Source organism: Halomonas sp. ANAO-440 (assembly GCF_019915905.1).
Taxonomy (GTDB): domain Bacteria; phylum Pseudomonadota; class Gammaproteobacteria; order Pseudomonadales; family Halomonadaceae; genus Halomonas; species Halomonas chromatireducens.
This window is the reverse complement of sequence record NZ_JAHXBV010000045.1, coordinates 1-18,537: the sequence shown is the minus strand read 5'-3', so window position 1 is coordinate 18,537 and position 18,537 is coordinate 1. Positions and strand designations below refer to the sequence as shown.

Here is an 18,537-nt window from a genome sequence, read left to right as displayed (position 1 = left end):
CGCGATGGCGGTGTCGAGCGTATGGCTCAGCCGGTTGGTGGGCAGAGCCTGGGGCTGTGGGTGAGGCGAGTTGACCGACTCGTGATCGGCATGGGGTGTGGACATCGATGAGCGGCCTCATGTAACCGGAAGCAGTGCAATACGCATCAGAGGGCCTTGCGGCCCCCTGATGCTCAGCCGTGTTGGATCAGTCGGACTGGGGCGCGTAGTAGGAGCGCGGCAGGTACCCTTTCGAGTGCCAGTTACCGTGAACGCTCATCCACTCGCGCTGGCTCTCCAGGACGCGGGCGAACAGCTCGTCCTCGCTGGACATCTCATCGAGTACCTGCATGGTGACCGCCTCGAGCTCGGCGAGGATCTCCGGCGACAGGGTCTGAGCGTTGACGCCCTCGGCCTCGAACTCCGCCAGCGCCTGGGGATTCTCCCACTCGCTCTCGGAGAAGCCGAACAGGGTCGCCGAGCGACAGCCGGTCTCGATCTGGGCGCGGCTCAGGTCAGTCAGGCCATCCCAGGTCTCCTGGTTCACCAGCAGATGGGAGGTGGTATAGGTCTGGTGCCAGCCGGGCATGATGTAGTTCTGGACGATCTCCTGCATGCCCAGGATACGGTCGACCGCCGGGGCGGAGAACTCCATGGCGTCGATGGTGCCGCGCTCCATGGCCTGATAGAGCTCGCCACCGGGAATCATGGTGACCGAGGCGCCCAGGTTTTCCATCACACGACCGCCGATACCGGCGAAGCGGATGCGCAGGCCGTCGATCTGGTCCAGGTCCTCGAGCGGCTCGGCGAACCAGCCGGCGGCTTCGGGACCGATGACGCCGCACAGCAGTGCCTTGACGCCATAGGGCTCATAGACTTCCTGAAGCAGGTCGTCACCGTCGCCGAAGTAGTGCCAGGCCATGAAGGCGGGCGGCTCCATGCCGAAGGGAGGGCCCGAGAGCAGCGGCAGCACCGGGATGCTGCCCTGATCGTAGCCGATCCAGGTGTAGCCTGCCGGGTAGCGGCCTTCGGAGACGGCATCGAGGATCTCGAAGGGCGGAATCAGCTCGCCCGGCTCGTAGTAGCGCAGGTTGATATTGCCGTCGGAGATGGCTTCCAGGGTTTCGGAGAGATGTACCACCGGGGTACTCAGGCCGACCAGGTGCGACGGGAAGGCGATGGGAACCTGCCAGCGAACCCGCTCCTGGGCATTGGCGGTACTCACGAGGGTGGCACTTGCCAGCATCACGGCTGCGGTTGTGCCGATCAGCTTGAAACGTACAGGCATTCTGCGGCCAGTATGGGCTTGCATAGACGCGACTCCACTTGTTGCGACGGGTATTGTTGTAGGAAAGGCCTATTCCGAGAATGAGATTATAGAGGGGGCTGGTCTGGCTCAAGTTGGAAAATTGGTAAGACCAATATTGGTTGTTGATACAATGCCGTCTGCATAGGGTGGAGTTACAGAAAGTTGCAGGCTATGGCGGGGAAAAGCAAGAAATGTGCTGCTAAAATCTTGAAACAAAGGCGATGTGTTAGCAGGCTCATGAATAGCCGCCCAAAAGGCATTTCGACCAATTGCTAAGAGATTAAGCGTTTTACTGTTGCCAAAAAAGGCAATGCCTTCTATGGGAGAGGCTTTTGAGAGAGTCAGAGATCGCTCCGCTGCTCAATTGGTCAGACCAAATGGCGAGAAATGGCTACCGTGGGCTTGTCTGGATCAGCGGTAGCCCGGACGAGGCCATCAAGCGTGCCTCGGAGATCTGGCAGCAAGGCTCCTGGCGTGCGCCCTGCTGGGTGGCTGCCGATCCTCCGCCCGAGTGTGATCTCGCTCCGTGGATGCCGCCATCGAAGGCGCGCAGCTACCTGGGAGCCGAGCATGACATGATCGTGTTCGATACGGTCACGGCAGGGGGCGATTTCGACCCTAACGCCTTTGGTGCCTTGAGCGGCACTTTGTGCGCCGGTGGGTTGCTGCTGCTGCTGACGCCAGTCGACTGGGCAAGGTCGCAGGCAGATAACCAACAGTACAGCCGCTACCTCTCGCGTCTACGCCGCCGGCTGGAGGCAGACGGTAGTGTGGCTCACTGGCGTGCCGGCGCATCGCCAGAGGTGCCTGCATGCCCCCGCGTCAAGGCGGCAAGGCTCGCCCCGGTCGAAGATCCGGATTGCCTCACAGCCGATCAGGCCGGGGCGGTTTCACGGCTGGTCCGGCAGAAGCGTCGGCGGCCCCTGGTACTCACGGCGGACCGAGGGCGCGGAAAGACAGCGGCCCTCGGCATTGCCTGTGCTCGTCTACTGGCCAGTGGAGAACCCCAGATACTGGTCACGGCGCCCCGGCCTTCGGCGGTGTCGGCCCTGTTTGAACGGCTGGCGTTTCACTGTCCGGAGGGGCGGCGGCAAGGTGGCGATTTCTTCGACGCCAGAGGCGGGCGGGTGACATTTGTCGCACCGGATGAGCTATCCGCCATGGCTGAACGGGGGGAGGTGGGCGGCAGTGGCAGCCGGTTGTTGGTGGACGAGGCGGCGGCGATTCCCGCGGGTTTGCTGTGCCAGTGGCTCGAGGCCTTTCCCCGGATCGCCTTCGCCACCACCGTCCATGGCTATGAGGGCTCTGGTCGTGGCTTTGCCCTGCGCTTCCGGGAGCGGCTACAGCGCCTGTCTCCCGACTGGCATGAATTTCACTTGGCGGCGCCGATACGTTGGGCAATGGGTGACCCGTTGGAGCGGCTGGTCAGCGATCTGCTGCTGCTCGATGCCGAGCCGCCCAGCTCTGCGCCATCGGCGCCATTGCAGGAGACATGCTGGAAGCGTTCGGTGCTTGCCGCCGAGGAGGAAACCCTGCGCGAGATATTCGGCCTGCTGGTTCAGGCCCACTACCGCACGACCCCGGGCGACCTGCAACGCCTGCTGGACGAGCCGGGGCTGCGGATCTCGACGCTGGATGCTGCGGGGCAAGCCCTGGGAGTGGTGGTTCAGGGAGACGAAGGTGGCTTTCCTTCGGCGCTGGCGGAGCGGGTGGCACGAGGCGAGCGTCGCCCACCGGGGCACCTGTTGGCCCAATCTCTGGCTGCCCATGCCGGCTCCCGAGACGCCCTGGAGGCTCGCATTCGGCGCGTGCAGCGCATCGCCGTGCATCCTGGGCGCCGCCGCGAGGGGGTAGGGAGATGGCTGCTGGAATCGGCTCTGGCTGAGGCCCGGCGGGACGGGATAGACCTGCTGGGCGCCAGTTTCGGCGCCGAGCCGGGACTGATCGCCTTCTGGCAGGCGCAGGGCTTTCGGGCCGTCAGGCTGGGGCTGTCCAGAGAGACGTCTACTGGTGAGCATGCGCTGATGGTGGTGAAGCCGACCAGCGCAAAGGGCGAAGCCCTGGCCGGCGCGCTGACGACAGGCTTTCAGCATCTACTGCCGGCATTGCTGGCCTTCGAGCTCAATCAACTGGATCCAGCGGTGGCCGTCACGCTTCTGGCCGAAGGGCCGCGGCCCGCTCTGGAAGCCAAGGATCGGTGCGATATTGGCGATGTGGCCTTCGGCTATCGTGATCCGGCCCTGGCGCGTCCGGCCCTGCAGAACCTGCTGCGTCAGGCGGCGATCGATGGGTGTCGCGATCCGGCGCTGGTATGGCTGGTGGCCTGGGCCTTCCAGGGCCGTGACATCCGCTGGATGGCGACTAACCTGAAGGTGCCGGGTCGGCGCGGCGTCATGGAGCAGCTGCGCAAGGCCGTGGCACGGCTCATCGAGGGGCAAATCGCGCAGGGCTAGGTGAAGAGTGAAGTGGGGGGATGGCGAGTTTGAGTGGACTTTCCCCGGCGCGATCGTCCCGGTAAGGTAGCGCGGTTATCCACATGAAGACTCAACGATGAACGAACATCTCGAGCAGCTTTCGCCGCAGCCACTGTGGCGGCACTTCCGTACCTTGTGCAACACACCGAGACCTTCCGGCCACGAGGCCGCATTGGTGGCCGTTCTCGAGGCCTGGGCCGACGCCCGTGGCCTGGACCATGATCGCGATGCCTTCGGCAATCTTCGCATTCGCAAGCCGGCCACGCCGAGCCATGAGGCGGCACCGGGCATTATCCTGCAGGGGCACCTGGACATGGTGGCTCAGGCCAACGCCGACCACCCCCATGACTTCACGCAGGACCCCATCGAGACCTATGTTGACGAAGGCTGGCTGCACGCCCGCCATACCACGCTGGGAGCGGACAACGGGCTGGGCGTGGCGGCAGCGCTGGCTGTGCTTGAGGATGATGCCCTCCGGCACGGCCCGCTCGAGGCGCTGTTCACCCTGGAGGAGGAGTCCTCCATGGGTGGGGCCCTGAATCTGGCGGAGGGGTGGCTTGATGGCCGGTTGCTGCTCAATCTCGATTCGGAGGACCGTGGGGAGGTCTTCATCGGCTGTGCCGGTGGCGCCGATATCGTGGTGGAAGCCCAATTGCCGACTGCCGAACTCGCCGACGATGAAGTGGTGCTGCGGCTCTCCCTCACCGGGCTGGTGGGGGGGCATTCCGGCATCGATATTCACCGCGGCCGTGGCAACGCCAATCGGCTGCTGGTGCGGGCCCTGCGTGCGCTGGAAGCCTTCGATGCCCGACTGGTCGATTATCATGGCGGCACGCTGCGCAATGCGCTCCCCCGCGAGGCCTTTGCCACCCTGGTGCTGCTGGCCGACGAGGAGGATTCTGCCCGTGAACGGATCGCCGCGCTGCAAGAGGAGCTGCGTGCCGAGCTGGCAGGTGTCGACGAGGGGGTGACGCTGACCCTGCAGGCGCTGATGACGCCGCCGTCCCAGGCGCTCAACGCCCATGCCAGCCGCATGCTGGTGGCGGCACTGCATGTGGCGCCCTGTGGGGTGGAGCGGATGAGTCAGGACATGCCCGGAGTGGTGGAGACCTCCAACAACCTGGGCGTGGTCAGCCTCGATGAGGGGCGCTTCCATCTTTGCGCGCTGGTGCGCTCTCTGCGCGACAGTGCTACGGCCGACATGGCCGACCGCTTTGCCGGGCTGTTCGATCTGATCGGCGCCCGCACCCGAGTCGAGAATGCCTATCCCGGCTGGACGCCCGACCCCAGCAGTCCTCTGCTGGCGCGCTTCCGCCGGCTGCATCAACGGCAGTTGGGCAACGACCCGGCAGTGAAAGTGATCCATGCAGGACTGGAGTGCGGCATCCTGGCTGGCAAGTATCCCCACCTCGACATGATCTCCTTCGGCCCGCTGATTCGCGGCGCTCACTCACCCGACGAGCGGGTGGAGTTGGCCTCCGTCGAGGAATTCTGGGCGTTGCTGCGGGGGCTGATCGAGGAAATTGCCGAGAGCCGGGTTGCCTGACGCCGACGTCAGGACGAACCGGGCATGGAAAACGGCACCATCCGTAGGGCGGTGCCGTAGAGGCGGTGAACCTGTATCGAGCTCAAGCAGGCCGGGGCCGTCAGCCCAGGTAGGCGTTGAGCATCCAGACGGTCTTTTCCTGCTCGCGAATATAGTCACCGGCCTGGGCAGCGGTGCCTTCGTCATCGGCATCGGACGCCAGGGCAAGAATTTCGCGCTGCAGCTCAATCAGCGTTTGATAACCCTTGAGCACGCCTCGTACGCAGGCTTCGCCATCGTGTACGTCCTTGTCTTCGGCGATCACCGCCATGGCCACATAGTCACTGTAGGCGTGGGCTGGCTGATGCCCCAGGGTCAGGATACGCTCGGCCACCTCATCCACCTTGGTCAACAGGTCGGTGTAGAACTCCTCGAACTTGGTATGCAGCTCGAAGAACTGGGGACCCTTCACGTTCCAGTGGTAGCCACGCACATTCATGTAGAAAATCTGATAGTTGGCCAGCAGGGCGTTGAGCTTTTCGGCAAGCTGGCTGGCGCTGCTCTCGTGCAGGCCGATGGCATTGGTGTCGCTCATGCGCGGTACTCCTTGTGCTGAGTGATTCTACGGCAGGTCCATTGGAAAATTGCCGTTCCGGGGCGTTTGGTATCGCCATGGATTTAGCGCCAGTCTAAAGGCCCACGGCGCGGTGAGATAAGAAAAATCTGATCATCGCCTCCATAGCGTTCCTTCATGATGTGTCGCCGAGCGCATCGCTTTTCAAGGGTATGCGAAGTTTTGCCGCACCATCGATGACCTTGCGGGAACCCTGCGTCATGGCGAGACTCAGATGAATCGGCGTGCAGGAATAGGCTTGTCGACAAGTGATTGCATCGCATCCTGTGCCGCGTAGACTGCGACCAAATCGACCGGGAGAAAGCCCAAAATGCGTTCATGGTGGTGGATGCCTTGCCTGCTGGTGCTGGCCGGCTGCCAGACGGCCCCCACGGCACTGCCCACGGCGGAACCTCGACCGGCAGCGGAGTGCCGTTGGGAAGGCGGTGGCCTGGGGTCGGACGAGTGGCTGCGTCGGGCCCTCACGGCGCTCGAGCAGGAGGGGTTCGTGATTCGGCACACCGAGACGGCGCTGGGGCTGGTCAATGCCGAGCGGACCCGTACGGTGCCTGGCTACGGCGACTTCTACGACCGTGAGCGTGTCGGAGTGTTCGGCGGCTATGGCGTGGGCGGCGGGAGTGGCGGTCTATCCACCGGCGTGATGATCGGCTTTGGCGGCGGGGCAGGCAGCTTTACGCGCGATGCCACGCGCCTGGAGCGCGTCTCGCTGGTGGCCGACGGCGATTGGGTGCGGGTCACGCGGGATATCCAGGTCATCGACTGGCAGGGCGAGATCCGCGAGTCCCGCAGTGCCAGCGATACCGACTTCTGCCTTTCGTTACGCAATGCCATGACCGCGATCGACTCCCGGGGAGGCGCCTGATGTCCCGTTTCTTCACCCTGCTGCTGGCGCTCTTGCTGGCCGGCTGCGCGGCCACTGCTCCGGCGCCCGAGCCCCGCGAACTCTCCCTGGCGGCCACGCCAGGTGCCGTGCTGCATGAAACCGTGGACCTGCTGATGGAGGAGGGCTATGTGATACGCCATGCGGATGCCGAGCTTGGCCGAGTGGAAGCGGCGCTGGCCCGCTGGCCCGGTTATCGGGTCCGGGCGGAGGTCACGCCCGAGGGCGAGACGGCACGCATCTCGCTGACGGCCACGCGGGGCGGGCGTCCACTGCCGCCTCACCTGCTCGACCGACTGCTGGCGGCACTGCAGACCCGGCTCGGGCTGGCTCCCTGATGTCTCGGTGCATCGTCGCCTGTCGCGCCATCCTGTTTCACCTGCTTTCGAGATACCCGAAGACTATGAAGCATTTACGCCCTTTAATGCCGAGCCATACTCGCTTCTGGCCGATCTGGATGACGGTGCTGCTGCTGATGCCTGCTCTGGCTCAGGCACACCCCCATGGCTGGATCGACATGCGCATGCGCTTGATGCTCGACGACCAGGGGCGCCTGGAGGGGCTGCATCAGGCTTGGCGCATGGACCCCTTCTATAGTCTGATCATCCTTGAGGAGCTGGGGCTGGCCGAAGGCGAGGGGGGCCTCGAGGCGGGTCTGGACAAGCTGGGTGGCGAAATACGCCAAAACCTGGCGCCCCACGACTATTTCACCGAGCTGCAGGTGGATGGCGAAAAGCTGGCCGTCGGGGAGGTAACCGAATACACCGTGATGGAGCGCGGCGGGCGCGTCGAGTTCATCTTCATGCTGCCGCTGGAGACGCCGCTGCCGCTGAGCGAGAAGACGCTGTACTACAAGGTGTTCGATCCCACCTACTACCTCGAGGTGGTGCATGAAGCCGAAGGCAAGACGCCCCTGGATGATGCCCTGACGGTCAACGGCGAGCTGACGTGCTCGACGCGTATCGTGCCGGCCGACCCGGACCCCGAACTCGTCATGGAGGCCGCGATGCTGGACATCACCGATGAAGCCGAGCCGGGGCTGGGCCGTCACTTCGCCGAGACCGGGGAGGTAACATGCGATTGAGTGCCATGCGCCTGCAGGGCAGAGGGTGGTTGTTCGGGGTTGGCCTGATGCTGGCTGCCATTCTCGTCCTGCTGATCACTCAGGGAAGCTTCCAGTCGCTGAGCTTTCAACTGGTCTCCTGGCAGCGGGATTTTCACCGTGCCCTCACCATGGCGATCACCGATCTCTCCGGGACGCCCTCGCCGGCCACCTGGATGGCACTGCTGGGCATCAGCTTCGGCTACGGGGTCTTCCACGCCGCGGGGCCCGGTCACGGCAAGGCGGTGTTGACCACCTACCTGCTCACCCAGGGTGGAGCGGTGCGCCGTGCGCTGGCCCTCTCCTTTGCTGCTTCGCTGCTGCAGGGCGTCGTCGCCATCAGCCTGGTCGTCGTGCTGGTCCATGGGCTGGGCTGGGTCACTCGCCAGGCCATGGGTAGCGTGGTCTGGGTCGAACAGGCCAGCTTCCTGATGGTGGCGCTGTTGGGGGCCTGGCTTTGCCTGCGTGCCATTCGACAGCTGCGAGGCCCAGCACCCCACCGTCATGCCGACTCGCCGCCCGGCGCTGCTGCGGAGCATGCATCAGAGCATGCCGCGGACCCTGATCATGGCCATGAGCACTGCTGCGGGGGGCATCACCACGTGGACCCCCGGCAGGCCGCCGACTGGCGGACCGCGCTGGCTACTGTCGTCGCCATCGGCATCCGTCCCTGCAGCGGCGGCGTGTTGCTGCTGGGTGCGGCGACCCTGCTGGGCCAGTTTCCGGTTGGCGTGGCGGCGGTGCTGGTCATGTCGCTGGGCACGGCATTGACTGTCTCCGGCCTGGCTCTGGCCAGTGTTGTCGCCCGTGGCTGGGCCGAGCGGCGACTGGCACGGCAGAGCAGCATGGCGCGCGCCGGCAGAGTGCTGGGCTGGGCGTCGCTGGCCGGTGGGCTGGCCATCATGGCGCTTGGCATCTCGCTTTCCGTCACAGGGGTGAGCCAGCCCTCTTCGGCGCCGCTGCTGGGCGAGCCGCCTTCCCGTGGCGCGGGCGCCGAATCACCCGCCCGGAGCAGCCCCTTCGGTGGTGGAGGCTGAGCCCGGCGTCATCAGTTTTAGTCGCTCGACCTGGGCCAGCAGGTGGTCCCGCATGCTGGCCAGGCTGTCCAGGTCATAGGGCGCGGGCTCACCATGGCCCCAAACGGGTGCCGGCCAGGCAGCATCGTCTCTGCGCCTGACAACGACATGCACGTGGAGCTGGGCCACCACATTGCCGAGGCTGGCAATGTTGAGCTTGTCTCCCTTGGTCAGCGCTTTCAGCATCTGGCCGACCAGAGTGGCTTCGCGCCAGAGCTGCTGCTGGTCCCCTTCGTTCAGTTCGAATACCTCGCTCACGCCACGGCGGCGGGGGATCAGTACCAGCCAAGGAAAGCGAGCATCATCCATCAGCCGAAGCTGACAAAGGGGTAGCTCGGTAACCGGGTAACTGTCCTGGACCAGCCGTTCATCGAGTTCAATGGATGTCATCGCGTTCCCTCATTACCGATTATGCCGAGCTATCTCTCACCTTCCTCATCATGACACAACCTGGTTGAGAATAGCCCCTGGGGTCTGATGCAAAGCAATGCGTTAAATCGCGCAGCGGCCTTCTGACAGTGCTAGATTGAAGAGGCAGAAGTCCTGCCCAATGGAGAAGGCAAAATGAAACGGATACTACCCATGTTGCTGGTTTCGCTCTTTGCCCTGTCACTGCTGAGTGGCTGCAACACCATGCGTGGCGCGGGCGAGGATATCGAAAGAGGCGGCGAGGCGATTCAGCGCCAGGCAAGCTGAAGCGGCAGAGTTAGGCAAGGCCTGTTACGCTGAATAAGACCATTGCTTCACGGAAAGGAATGGATGTCCCGGAAATTTTCAAGGAGAAACGACCATGAAGAGAGCCATTGCCCTTAGCTTTGCCCTGCTGATGACCGCCGGTGCCCTCGCAGGCTGCAACACCATGCAAGGTGCCGGAGAGGATGTGGAGCGCGGCGGACAGGCTGTACAGGATGCCGCCGATTAAGGCCGTGTTTTAACTCCATCAACGGTACGGCCGACACATGGGTGTGCCAGGCGGCATGCCCGTGTGTTCCCCTTCGGCCGTCCTTCCCTGTTATTTCCGTCAGCCATTGAGGCGAAGATGGCCATATCCATGAAGCTGTGCCTGTCGTTTACCAGCCTGTTGCTGCTAACCGCGTGTGCTCCCATGAACCAGACCAACCCACCCCGTGAACCGGCCCCTGAGCCTCCCCGCGTCAGTAGTGAAGGGGATGTCTGTGGCGCGAGCCGTGTCCAGGACCGTGTCGGGCGCCACTATGACGAGGCGCTGGGCGAGTCGATGCGCGAACAGAGCGGTGCCGGTACGCTGCGTGTGATGCGCCCCGGCCACGCCTATACCCTCGAGTACCGCGAGGATCGTCTCAACGTCCGTGTCGACGAGAACGAGGTGATCACCGACATCGGCTGCGGCTGAAGCCGGCTTTCGTCCGCTTCAGTCATAGCGCTGTTTCCAGCGCTGCCGGGCGACCTGCTCCTTGAGTAGCTCCAGGGTGTCGAGCAGTACCTGCTCGGTGACCCTGTCCGTGTGTGCGTCGACCCTTAGCCAGGCATCGAAGCTGCTGTCGGCGAGGTGCTCCACCAGCGAGTCGAACTCCGGCGAATGCAGGCCCTCGATGGCCTCATGCACCAGGCGTTGCGCGATATCGCTTAGCGCTTCATCGAGGGCGCTGGCGACCTGGCCGCCCAGCGGCAGGCGCCTGAGCCGCTTGATCTCGGGGCTTTCCGCCAGGGTTCGCCTGACCAGGGCACTGATGAAGCGCATCAGGTCATCGCGGTTGGCCCGGTAGGCACTGTCTGCCATATCCTCCAGGCGGCGGCAGATTTCGTGGATCAACTCCTGCTTGCGCGGCATGATCACCTCGTCGGCGATACGCTGTGACAGGGAGTCGCTGCTGCGCACCTGCTCCTGGATACTCACCAGCTGGCGAAGGGCGATACGGTCCGACAGCTCCTCGAGCAGGATGTCGTAGTACTTGGCGTAGACGCCGTACAGTCGCCACTGGCGGATATCGATCAATCCCAGCCGCTGTAGGCGATGCAGTAGCGAAATGACACGCAATATCCTCAGCAGCCGGAAGCCGCCCACCGGAATGCAGCCCAGCACGTCGTACCAGTGCACGAAGGGGTAGAAGAACCAGCGGTGATAACGGCGCTCGACAATGGCCGCTGCCCACCCCAGCAGGACATCGAGCACGAAGATCGCCACGAAGACGAGGTCGATGGCGATGAAGTTGTCATGGATATGCCGGTCATAGGCACCATGCAGCCCCGGGGCGATGGCCGCGAAGGCGTCGTTCAGCGGAGTCAGTGCGAACAGGGCATCGAACAGCAGCAGCGTCAGGTTGGCCACGACCAGCACGATGATGAGCAGGTCCCATACCAGGTGCATGCGCTCGCTGAAGGCAGAGGCTCTGTCGCGGTCGGGTGGAGTACGGGACATGGCCTCTCCTTGTCCGGTGACGGGTTCGATACGCCTCAGCTGTCCTGCGTGCGGTTCGCCTGGCTGGCAAAGTGGTCCTTCTGTGCGCGATGCTCCTCCTCTTCGGCCTTCTTGCGTAGTTTCTTGCGCAGCGCGGCCTTCTCGAAGCGCAGTTTCTGCAGCGAGGTCGCCAGCTTCAACGGTGGAACCCTGGCAGGGTGGCCGTTGGCATCCACCGCCACCATGGTGAGGTAGCAGCTGTTGGTATGCCGTATCACCTTGTCGCGAATGTTCTCGGCCACCACCTTTACGCCGATCTCCATGGAGGAGCGGCCAACGTGATTGACGCAGGCAAGAAATGTCACTAGCTCGCCAACGTGGATCGGCTGCTTGAACAGCACCTGGTCGACGGAGAGCGTCACGACATAATGCCCTGAATAGCGGCTGGCGCAGGCGTAGGCCACTTCATCGAGCTTCTTGAGGATGGCCCCGCCATGGACCTTGCCGCTGAAATTCGCCATGTCGGGGGTCATCAGCACGGTCATGCTCAATTCATGCTGACCGGGCAGGTCGTGGTGGTCCATATCGATTTCCTGTGGGGGCGTTCCTACAGCATAACGCCTTGCCACGTTCGTCACGACTCGTTGGCAAGGCGTTATCTCAGCCTGGGGGCCGCTGGTGCGCGGCCGGGTTCAGAACCAGGTCAGGCCAACGGCAATGATGATGCCGGTAATGAACAGCTGGATCAGGCAGAAGCCCATGATGTCCTTGGCCTTGAGCCCGGCGATGGCAAGTACCGGCAGCGCCCAGAACGGCTGCAGCAGGTTGGTCCAGGCATCGCCCCAGGCCACGGCCATGGAGACGCGTGCCACGTCCACGCCCAGCGCCTCGGCGGCCGGCAGCATCACCGGTGCCTGTACCGCCCACTGGCCGCCACCGGAGGGCACGAAGAGATTGACGATGCCAGCGCTGAGGAAGGACCAGAACGGCAGCGAGGTTTCGGTGGCAAACGAGATCAGACCCTGGGACATGGATTCGGCAAGCCCGGACTGCACCATGATCGCCATGATCCCTGCGTAGAAGGGAAACTGGATCACGATGCCGGCACCGCCCTTGATCGCCTCGTTGAGGCTCTCGAGCAGGCTGCGGGGGGTGCGGTGCAGCACGATGGCCAGGAACAGGAACATGAAGTTGACGATGTTCAGGTTCAGGCCGCCGCCACGCAGGATGAAGTGGTCGAGCAGGAAGATCACCCCGGGGATGCCCACGAGCCAGGCCAGGGTCACGCTGTTTTCCAGCCGATCGGCCGGGCGAGTGATGCGAACACGGGCATCGGGGGCATCCCCCAGCACCTTGGGGTCCACATAGACGCTGTCTTTCTCGTCGGGCAGCATCAGGCGGTTGACCAAAGGAATGCTGATGAACAGGCAGGCCACGATCGCCAGGTTGAAGAAGGAGAAAATGGTGGCGCCGGTGCCGATCACGCCGATCTGATCGGCGGTGAAGTGCCCGTCGGTGGCGATGGTCAGTGGAATGGAGCCGGCGAGCCCGCCGTGCCACACAACGAAGCCGGAGTAGGCGCTGGCCACCAGCAGGCGGTAATCGACCCGGATCAACCGTGCCAGCTCCTTGGCGAACAGGGCGCCCACCACCAGACCGAAGCCCCAGTTGATCCAGCTGGCCAGCAGGGAAACCAGAGTGACCATGATGATCGCGCTGCCGGCGTTCTTGGCCTTGCCAGCCAGCTGCTGCAACATGCGCTTCACCGGCGGTGAGCTGGCCAGCATGAAGCCGGTAACCAGGATCAGCAGCATCTGCATCGAGAAGGTCAGCAGATTCCAGAAACCGTCGCCCCAGAAGCGCATCACCGCCAGCGGGGTCTGGCGTTCGACGCCAATGGCTGCGGCGGCCGCCACGAGGGTCAACAGGAGAACGAAAATGAAAGGATCGGGCAGATAGCGATCGACCAGCCTGACGGCAGGTTTGGACAGGAACTTGAGCATGGCAGTTTCGCTTCTTCTAATGTTGTGGAATTGCTGTCGGGTCGTCTGAGAAAAGTAGCGCAAGCTCAGAAGGTTGCATGGTTCGACTCGTCAACGGTGGGACGAATGTCAGGTTTTGTCAAAGGGAAGGGGCCGCCGGATGCCAGCGGGTGCGGCGGTAATGCAGGTAATAGCCGGCAAGAACGGCCGAGCGCACCAGGCTGAATGTCAGGAAGGCCAACCATAGGCCATGGTTCCCCAGCGGCTGAGTGGCCCACCAGATCGGAAGGTAAACAGCCAGGCCGAGGAAGATGCTGTTGCGCATCTCGCGTATTGCCGTGGCACCGATGAAGACGCCATCCAGCAGATAGCTCCAGACCGCAATCAAGGGCATGGCCACCATCCATGGCAGGTAGCTACCCGCAGTGGCGCGCACTTCCGGCAGTCCGGTCAGGAGGGCGATGAGGTAATGTCCGCCGAGGGCGAAGGCCAGCGAGGCAACGGTGGCGGTGATCAGCGAGAACCAGGCTGCGGTTCGCACGGCGGTGGCGAACTCGTCCCAACGCCTGCGGCCAACCGAGCGGCCGACGATGGCCTCGGCGGCGTGGGCGAAGCCGTCCAGGGCATAGCTGGTGAGCATGATGAACTGCAGCAGCACGGCATTGGCGGCCAGCACGGTATCGCCCTGTACGGCGCCCCGCGAGGTGAAGAAGGCCATGGCGAAGAGCAGTCCCAGGGTGCGCACGAAGAGATTGGCATTGACGTGGAAGAGCTCGGCGTAAGCGGCCAGCGTCAGCAGGCGGCTGCGCAGGAAGCGTCCCTCCAGCAGTTTCAACTGTCGGGTCACCAGCCACAGGCCGAAGGTCAGCGCCGTATAGTCGGCGATGACCGTGGCCCAGGCCACCCCATCGCTGGTCATGCCGAGGCCCACCACGAAGAGCAGGTCGAGGGCGATGTTGACGCTATTGGTCAATACCAGGATGAGCAGGGTGACCCGTGAATTCTGCTGGCCCAGGAACCAGCCGAGAATCGCATAGTTGGCCAGCACCGCCGGCGCCGAGAGAATGCGGATCTGCGCGTACTCGGCTGCCAGTTCGGTGGCCACTTCGCTGCCGTTCAGCAGCCAGAGCCCGAGAGATATCAGCGGCCGTGAGAAGAGGATCAACAGGGTGCCGATGCCAGCGGCCATCAGCAGCGACTGGCCCAGCAGGTTGCGCACTTCGCTGTCGCTTTCGCGACCCACCGCCTGGGAGGTCAGCCCCGTGGTACCCATGCGCAGGAAACCGAAGCCCCAGTAGAGGAAGCTGAACAGGGTTGCGCCCAGGGTCACCCCGGCCAGGTAGCGGGAATCCGGCAGGTGACCGACCACGGCGGTGTCCACCAGCCCCAGCAGCGGCACGGTGATGTTCGACAGGATGATGGGCCAGGCCAGCATCCATATGCGACGGCGGGCGGCGGAGGGAGTAGCCAGTTCCTGGGATGCCACGGGGTCTTCCGGTGTGAGGCGAAACCGTGAAGCATGGCGGGCGATGGGGCATAACGCAACCAGGCGCTACGGTGAATCACTGGATGCCGGTCGCAGGGTGTGGGACCTTTATAGAGCGCTTGTGCTCAGGGCGGGCATTTTCGATCAAGATGATAAGGGGGTGGTATGTCACGTATGGCGAAAGGAACCATGGGACTCGTGGTGGCGGTGATGCTGGCGCTTGCGAGCCTGCCGGCGATGGCTCAGGAGCAGCATCTGGAAGCTCGACCGAGCGGCGGCGCGATGATCGCCGATGCTCTGATTGCACGGCCGTTGCTGCTGGCGGCGACCCTGGGTGGCACCGCACTGTTCGTGGTGTCGCTGCCGTTCTCGGCAATGGGGGGCAACGTGGACCAGGCGGCGGAAACGCTGGTCAAGACACCGGCCGAGGCCACGTTCCGGCGCTGCCTGGGATGCACGTCCATCAATCCCCGTCCCTACGAGCGATAGCCTTACCGTCACCAACGAACGCCAGCGCCCCGCGTAATAGCGGGGCGCTGGCGTTTGTCGTGAGTCCTGGCGTCGTTGTGCGTTCAGGCCGCGGTGATGACGTGGTACTTCTCCATCAACTGCTCGCGGCTCTCCTCGCGCTCCGGGTCCAGCGGTATGCAGTCCACCGGGCAGACCTGCTGGCACTGGGGCTCGTCGTAGTGACCGACGCACTCGGTGCATAGGTTGGGGTCGATGATGTAGATCTCTTCCCCCGCCGAGATGGCGCCGTTGGGGCATTCGGGTTCGCAGACGTCGCAGTTGATGCACTCGTCGGTGATCATCAGGGCCATGGGGCTACCTCGCGATAAGGCGCGGCCAGTGGTACTGGCACGCCCGGGTGAAGCGACTCGGGATAAAGCCGAGTGTTGCAGTCAGGTATTGTAATGGCTGCGCAGCGCTTCGGCGACCCTGGGATGCACCAGCCGGGTGATATCGCCACCGAGCTTGGCAATTTCCCGCACGATGGTGGAGGAGATATAGGAATTCTCCACCGCGGGGGTCAGGAAGACGCTTTCCAGCTCGGGCGCCTGGGCACGGTACATGTTGGCCAACTGCAGCTCGTACTCGAAGTCCGATACCGCCCGCAGGCCACGCAGGATGATGCGTGCTTTCTGTTCGACCATCATGTCGGTGAGCAGGCCGGAAAAGCCGATGACCTCGACGTTGTCGAGCTCTGCCACCACCTCTTGGGCCAGGGCGATGCGCGTGCCCAGGTCCAGGGCCGGCCCTTTGCCAGGGCTGGCGGAAATCGCCACCACGACCTTGTCGAAGAGGCGCGCGGCGCGCTCGATCAGGTCGAAATGGCCGTGGGTGATGGGATCGAAGGTGCCGGGATAGACCGCGATTTTCATGGCGCTCCGCTCAGTTGTCACTCTCAAGGGGGCTCAGGGTAACCGCCCGTGGCCGGGCCGACAATGTCCACCTCGCCATAGCATCACTCTTCCAGCCGGCCGAAGGGGTTGTCCACCGCCAGCGAGACAGGGCGCGCATAGCCGGGAATCTGGATGCTGTCGGCACTGACGTCGAGCTCCGGCCCCTCCAGCACCCCTTCTCCGAAGCGATAGCGGGCCAGGTAGTGTCCGTGATCGGCCCTGTCGAGGTAGGCCTTGCTCGCCTCGCGGGTTGCCTCGCGGCGTTCACGCCAGGCCGCCAGCGCGGCTTCACCATGGCGCTGCGTCAGCAGCCGTTCGGTCACGGCCGGCGACAGCACCACGCCGGTGGCGTTGTTGCCGCCGAAGCCCTTGGCATTGATGAAGGCGGCATCGGCGTCGAAGGCCTGGGGGGTGCGGGAGAAGTGCAGCCGGTCCGCATGCACGTCGTCGGCCACCGCGTTCAGGGTGGGAATGCCCGGCAGCAGGCCATGGGCGAAACTGCCCAGGGCGCTGGTCAGCTGATCGCCTGCGGCGCTGCCCTGGGAGTGGCCGACGAAGGCCTTGACCGCCACCACGGGCCAGTTCTCGATGCCGTGGGCCTGGGCGATGAGGTCGAAGACATGGGACTCGGTCACGCGATTCTTGGGCGTGCTGGTGCCATGGGCATGCAGGAAGGTGCGTTCTTTCAGGGCTTTTTCGCCGAGCATGTCGCGCACCAGCGAGGTGGCCTTGCCCAGTGTGATGTAGTTGCCGATGCCCGGGGCAGAGATCGAGCGCTTCCAGCCGTCGGCGTTGACGAAGACCCCCGGCACGCTGCCGAGTATCTCGGCACCGACTTCCAGCGCCAGGGAGTCGTCCAGCAGCAGGATGAACTGGCTGGCCTCGGCGATGGTGAATCCGCAGTTGCGGGCGAAGGGGCGGCAGGCCCGCTGGTAATCGGCATCGGTCAGCAGCTCCAGAGCATCCAGCGCCTTGAGGCTGTCGTCATCGGCCAGGGCGCCCATGGCGCGAAAACCCTCGATGATCTCCGGCGTCACCGGCGCATCGGAGGTGCCGACCATTACCGCACGGCGCTGGCCGCTGCGAATATCCTCGCACCCCAAACGCAGGTTGTAGAGGAAGCTGGCGCAGGCGCCGAGGACGGCGCCGGTGCCACCGACGCTGCCCAGTACATAGGCGTTGAGGAAGTCGGCGGGCATCTGGCCATAGCCCAGCGGCATCTGCTTGGAGGTGGCGCGGTTGCCAGAGACAAAGCTCTTGAGCAGCCCGCCCCATCCTTCGTCGTCGAGCTGGCCGATGGAGTTGCCGGCATAGACGGCAACCTCGTCCGGATCGAGGCGATCGCGCAGTGCCTCCCAGGTCAGCCCGCTGCTGCCCAGGCAGTCGCTGGCGGCGAAGATCGACATCGACAGGCCGCGAGGGTGGTGGACGCTGCGATAGTGACGGCTGGGATCGAAGCCGCTGGGCAACTGGCCGGCGGCGCGTACCAGGGCCGGGCGGGTTTCAGGCAGCATCACGTCCAGGTCGCCGGGAGGCACCGTGACTTCGAGGGTATGGCGATCCAGCTCGCGAACCTGCCAGGTACCCGGGAGGCGTTCAGGCAGCTGGCGGCGCCGAATGCGGAAGACCAGTTCGCTGCCCAGTTCCAGGCTGGCACGCCGATTGGCCGGCAAGCCGTCGTCATTGAACCGGGGATCCTCGATGCGCCGGATGAGCGTATGGTCGAGGATCTGCTCGCGGCACTGGTCAGCCAGCTGGGAAGCGCTGATGGCCTGGCCTGTGGCGTCATGCCAGCTGCCATCGCGATGGCTACCCAGCCCCATCAGGGCGGCCAGGCCCAGCAGGAGATGCTGCTGGTCGTCGTCGGTCAAGGCATCGATCACGGTGCGACGAAATGCTTGATGGCCAGACGTACGGCCGGCGGCGTTGACGCCGCCCATGCCGACGATCACCGGTAAGTGTGACAAGCCGCTTTCCTCGTTCTGCTGTTGGTGCGAGTGGCTGTAATTGGTATGAGACTGGCGATCATAGCACCCGGTCCGGGACCCCGTCATGGGCTCCCCGGGGGCCTTTAAAGCACAAAGAAATTAAACAAACGTTTGAAGTGTGGCCGTTGTCGCGCTATGCTTAGCTTGCTGTTTGAGTCATACGAGTGGGTATGTGGGCGCGCATCTTCGGAGCGCGCCTTTTTTTTGTGCGCCAGGCATGGCGCGCAGCGCCTGACTGGCGCTGTTCCCGAGGGTGGTGCCTCGGGATGACTTGGGGGTGAAAGTCCCCTGCACGCCCGGCAAGGGGAAGTGCTAGCCGACG

The 18,537-nt window shown here is 64.1% G+C and carries 20 protein-coding genes; 10 read left to right on the top strand and 10 right to left on the bottom strand.

Features of this window, described 5'->3' with window-relative positions; genetic code table 11:
- Positions 1-187: 187 nt before the first annotated feature.
- Positions 188-1,291: a TRAP transporter substrate-binding protein gene (locus KZO25_RS19045; protein ID WP_144439693.1), complete on the bottom strand. Its 1,104-nt coding sequence runs from the start codon at positions 1,289-1,291 to the stop codon at positions 188-190.
- A 374-nt stretch (positions 1,292-1,665) separates the two neighbouring features.
- Between KZO25_RS19045 and KZO25_RS19040 the strand changes: the two genes are divergently transcribed.
- Both KZO25_RS19040 and KZO25_RS19035 read left to right on the top strand, forming a co-directional pair.
- The gene (locus KZO25_RS19040) at positions 1,666-3,741 is read left to right on the top strand and encodes a tRNA(Met) cytidine acetyltransferase TmcA (RefSeq protein WP_223138125.1); all 2,076 of its coding nucleotides are present in this window, start codon (positions 1,666-1,668) and stop codon (positions 3,739-3,741) included.
- A 97-nt stretch (positions 3,742-3,838) separates the two neighbouring features.
- Positions 3,839-5,308: an aminoacyl-histidine dipeptidase gene (locus KZO25_RS19035; protein ID WP_223138124.1), complete on the top strand. Its 1,470-nt coding sequence runs from the start codon at positions 3,839-3,841 to the stop codon at positions 5,306-5,308.
- Between the two features lie 100 nt (positions 5,309-5,408).
- Here the strand turns inward: KZO25_RS19035 and KZO25_RS19030 are convergent, their stop codons facing one another.
- Positions 5,409-5,882 (bottom strand): Dps family protein, encoded by a 474-nt coding sequence (locus tag KZO25_RS19030; protein ID WP_066451461.1) that lies wholly within the window; start codon positions 5,880-5,882, stop codon positions 5,409-5,411.
- Positions 5,883-6,231: 349 nt separating this feature from the next.
- Here KZO25_RS19030 and KZO25_RS19025 point away from each other — a divergent pair, with 349 nt between their 5' ends.
- From KZO25_RS19025 to KZO25_RS19010, 4 genes are all read left to right on the top strand, one after another.
- Entirely contained in the window at positions 6,232-6,783 is a 552-nt protein-coding gene (locus KZO25_RS19025; protein ID WP_223138123.1) for a hypothetical protein, read from the top strand.
- The gene (locus tag KZO25_RS19020) at positions 6,783-7,139 is read left to right on the top strand and encodes a hypothetical protein (protein WP_223138122.1); all 357 of its coding nucleotides are present in this window, start codon (positions 6,783-6,785) and stop codon (positions 7,137-7,139) included. The genes KZO25_RS19025 and KZO25_RS19020 overlap by 1 nt, the downstream gene beginning before the upstream one ends.
- Positions 7,140-7,225: 86 nt before the next feature.
- Positions 7,226-7,885: a DUF1007 family protein gene (locus KZO25_RS19015; RefSeq protein ID WP_066451453.1), complete on the top strand. Its 660-nt coding sequence runs from the start codon at positions 7,226-7,228 to the stop codon at positions 7,883-7,885.
- On the top strand, positions 7,876-8,940 hold the full coding sequence (locus KZO25_RS19010) for a nickel/cobalt transporter (protein ID WP_223138121.1): 1,065 nt from the start codon (positions 7,876-7,878) through the stop codon (positions 8,938-8,940). The genes KZO25_RS19015 and KZO25_RS19010 overlap by 10 nt, the downstream gene beginning before the upstream one ends.
- Here the strand turns inward: KZO25_RS19010 and KZO25_RS19005 are convergent.
- The gene (locus tag KZO25_RS19005; RefSeq protein ID WP_223138120.1) at positions 8,902-9,369 is read right to left on the bottom strand and encodes an HIT domain-containing protein; all 468 of its coding nucleotides are present in this window, start codon (positions 9,367-9,369) and stop codon (positions 8,902-8,904) included. The genes KZO25_RS19010 and KZO25_RS19005 overlap by 39 nt on opposite strands.
- A 174-nt stretch (positions 9,370-9,543) precedes the next feature.
- On the opposite strand from KZO25_RS19005, the gene KZO25_RS19000 reads away from it, so the two are divergent.
- From KZO25_RS19000 to KZO25_RS18990, 3 genes are all read left to right on the top strand, one after another.
- Positions 9,544-9,675, top strand: coding sequence for an entericidin A/B family lipoprotein (locus KZO25_RS19000; RefSeq protein WP_066451445.1), 132 nt, complete (start codon positions 9,544-9,546; stop codon positions 9,673-9,675).
- A gap of 94 nt (positions 9,676-9,769) precedes the next feature.
- Entirely contained in the window at positions 9,770-9,901 is a 132-nt protein-coding gene (locus tag KZO25_RS18995) for an entericidin A/B family lipoprotein (protein ID WP_066451443.1), read from the top strand.
- 183 nt (positions 9,902-10,084) lie between these two features.
- Positions 10,085-10,351 carry an I78 family peptidase inhibitor gene (locus tag KZO25_RS18990; RefSeq protein WP_066452403.1) on the top strand — a complete coding sequence of 89 codons (267 nt, stop codon included), beginning with the start codon at positions 10,085-10,087 and terminating at the stop codon, positions 10,349-10,351.
- 18 nt (positions 10,352-10,369) lie between these two features.
- On the opposite strand, the gene KZO25_RS18985 is transcribed toward KZO25_RS18990, so the two are convergent.
- The 4 genes from KZO25_RS18985 to KZO25_RS18970 form a co-directional block, all read right to left on the bottom strand.
- Positions 10,370-11,377, bottom strand: coding sequence for a hypothetical protein (locus KZO25_RS18985; RefSeq protein ID WP_066451441.1), 1,008 nt, complete (start codon positions 11,375-11,377; stop codon positions 10,370-10,372).
- 35 nt (positions 11,378-11,412) lie between these two features.
- Positions 11,413-11,940 (bottom strand): acyl-CoA thioesterase, encoded by a 528-nt coding sequence (locus KZO25_RS18980; protein WP_066451440.1) that lies wholly within the window; start codon positions 11,938-11,940, stop codon positions 11,413-11,415.
- 108 nt (positions 11,941-12,048) lie between these two features.
- The gene (locus KZO25_RS18975; protein ID WP_066451437.1) at positions 12,049-13,359 is read right to left on the bottom strand and encodes a short-chain fatty acid transporter; all 1,311 of its coding nucleotides are present in this window, start codon (positions 13,357-13,359) and stop codon (positions 12,049-12,051) included.
- Positions 13,360-13,477: 118 nt separating this feature from the next.
- Entirely contained in the window at positions 13,478-14,773 is a 1,296-nt protein-coding gene (locus KZO25_RS18970; protein WP_223138127.1) for an MATE family efflux transporter, read from the bottom strand.
- 225 nt (positions 14,774-14,998) lie between these two features.
- Here KZO25_RS18970 and KZO25_RS18965 point away from each other — a divergent pair, with 225 nt between their 5' ends.
- Positions 14,999-15,313: a hypothetical protein gene (locus tag KZO25_RS18965; protein WP_066452401.1), complete on the top strand. Its 315-nt coding sequence runs from the start codon at positions 14,999-15,001 to the stop codon at positions 15,311-15,313.
- Between the two features lie 83 nt (positions 15,314-15,396).
- Here the strand turns inward: KZO25_RS18965 and KZO25_RS18960 are convergent, their stop codons facing one another.
- The 3 genes from KZO25_RS18960 to KZO25_RS18950 form a co-directional block, all read right to left on the bottom strand.
- The gene (locus KZO25_RS18960; protein ID WP_066451434.1) at positions 15,397-15,645 is read right to left on the bottom strand and encodes a YfhL family 4Fe-4S dicluster ferredoxin; all 249 of its coding nucleotides are present in this window, start codon (positions 15,643-15,645) and stop codon (positions 15,397-15,399) included.
- An 81-nt stretch (positions 15,646-15,726) separates the two neighbouring features.
- The gene (gene coaD / locus KZO25_RS18955; RefSeq protein WP_066451432.1) at positions 15,727-16,206 is read right to left on the bottom strand and encodes a pantetheine-phosphate adenylyltransferase; all 480 of its coding nucleotides are present in this window, start codon (positions 16,204-16,206) and stop codon (positions 15,727-15,729) included.
- A gap of 83 nt (positions 16,207-16,289) precedes the next feature.
- A complete protein-coding gene (locus tag KZO25_RS18950) occupies positions 16,290-18,167 on the bottom strand; it encodes a beta-ketoacyl synthase (RefSeq protein ID WP_223138126.1) in 1,878 nt (625 codons plus the stop codon).
- Positions 18,168-18,537 lie beyond the last annotated feature (370 nt).

Excerpts from the sequence above, each read along its gene's own strand:
- KZO25_RS19045 (WP_144439693.1), bottom strand. The coding sequence starts at position 1,291 with ATGCAAGCCCATACTGGCCGCAGAATGCCTGTACGTTTCAAGCTGATC.
- KZO25_RS19040 (WP_223138125.1), top strand. The coding sequence starts at position 1,666 with ATGGCGAGAAATGGCTACCGTGGGCTTGTCTGGATCAGCGGTAGCCCG.
- KZO25_RS19035 (WP_223138124.1), top strand. The coding sequence starts at position 3,839 with ATGAACGAACATCTCGAGCAGCTTTCGCCGCAGCCACTGTGGCGGCAC.
- KZO25_RS19030 (WP_066451461.1), bottom strand. The coding sequence starts at position 5,882 with ATGAGCGACACCAATGCCATCGGCCTGCACGAGAGCAGCGCCAGCCAG.
- KZO25_RS19025 (WP_223138123.1), top strand. The coding sequence starts at position 6,232 with ATGCGTTCATGGTGGTGGATGCCTTGCCTGCTGGTGCTGGCCGGCTGC.
- KZO25_RS19020 (WP_223138122.1), top strand. The coding sequence starts at position 6,783 with ATGTCCCGTTTCTTCACCCTGCTGCTGGCGCTCTTGCTGGCCGGCTGC.
- KZO25_RS19015 (WP_066451453.1), top strand. The coding sequence starts at position 7,226 with ATGCCGAGCCATACTCGCTTCTGGCCGATCTGGATGACGGTGCTGCTG.
- KZO25_RS19010 (WP_223138121.1), top strand. The coding sequence starts at position 7,876 with ATGCGATTGAGTGCCATGCGCCTGCAGGGCAGAGGGTGGTTGTTCGGG.
- KZO25_RS19005 (WP_223138120.1), bottom strand. The coding sequence starts at position 9,369 with ATGACATCCATTGAACTCGATGAACGGCTGGTCCAGGACAGTTACCCG.
- KZO25_RS19000 (WP_066451445.1), top strand. The coding sequence starts at position 9,544 with ATGAAACGGATACTACCCATGTTGCTGGTTTCGCTCTTTGCCCTGTCA.
- KZO25_RS18995 (WP_066451443.1), top strand. The coding sequence starts at position 9,770 with ATGAAGAGAGCCATTGCCCTTAGCTTTGCCCTGCTGATGACCGCCGGT.
- KZO25_RS18990 (WP_066452403.1), top strand. The coding sequence starts at position 10,085 with ATGAACCAGACCAACCCACCCCGTGAACCGGCCCCTGAGCCTCCCCGC.
- KZO25_RS18985 (WP_066451441.1), bottom strand. The coding sequence starts at position 11,377 with ATGTCCCGTACTCCACCCGACCGCGACAGAGCCTCTGCCTTCAGCGAG.
- KZO25_RS18980 (WP_066451440.1), bottom strand. The coding sequence starts at position 11,940 with ATGGACCACCACGACCTGCCCGGTCAGCATGAATTGAGCATGACCGTG.
- KZO25_RS18975 (WP_066451437.1), bottom strand. The coding sequence starts at position 13,359 with ATGCTCAAGTTCCTGTCCAAACCTGCCGTCAGGCTGGTCGATCGCTAT.
- KZO25_RS18970 (WP_223138127.1), bottom strand. The coding sequence starts at position 14,773 with ATGCTGGCCTGGCCCATCATCCTGTCGAACATCACCGTGCCGCTGCTG.
- KZO25_RS18965 (WP_066452401.1), top strand. The coding sequence starts at position 14,999 with ATGGCGAAAGGAACCATGGGACTCGTGGTGGCGGTGATGCTGGCGCTT.
- KZO25_RS18960 (WP_066451434.1), bottom strand. The coding sequence starts at position 15,645 with ATGGCCCTGATGATCACCGACGAGTGCATCAACTGCGACGTCTGCGAA.
- coaD (WP_066451432.1), bottom strand. The coding sequence starts at position 16,206 with ATGAAAATCGCGGTCTATCCCGGCACCTTCGATCCCATCACCCACGGC.
- KZO25_RS18950 (WP_223138126.1), bottom strand. The coding sequence starts at position 18,167 with ATGGGCGGCGTCAACGCCGCCGGCCGTACGTCTGGCCATCAAGCATTT.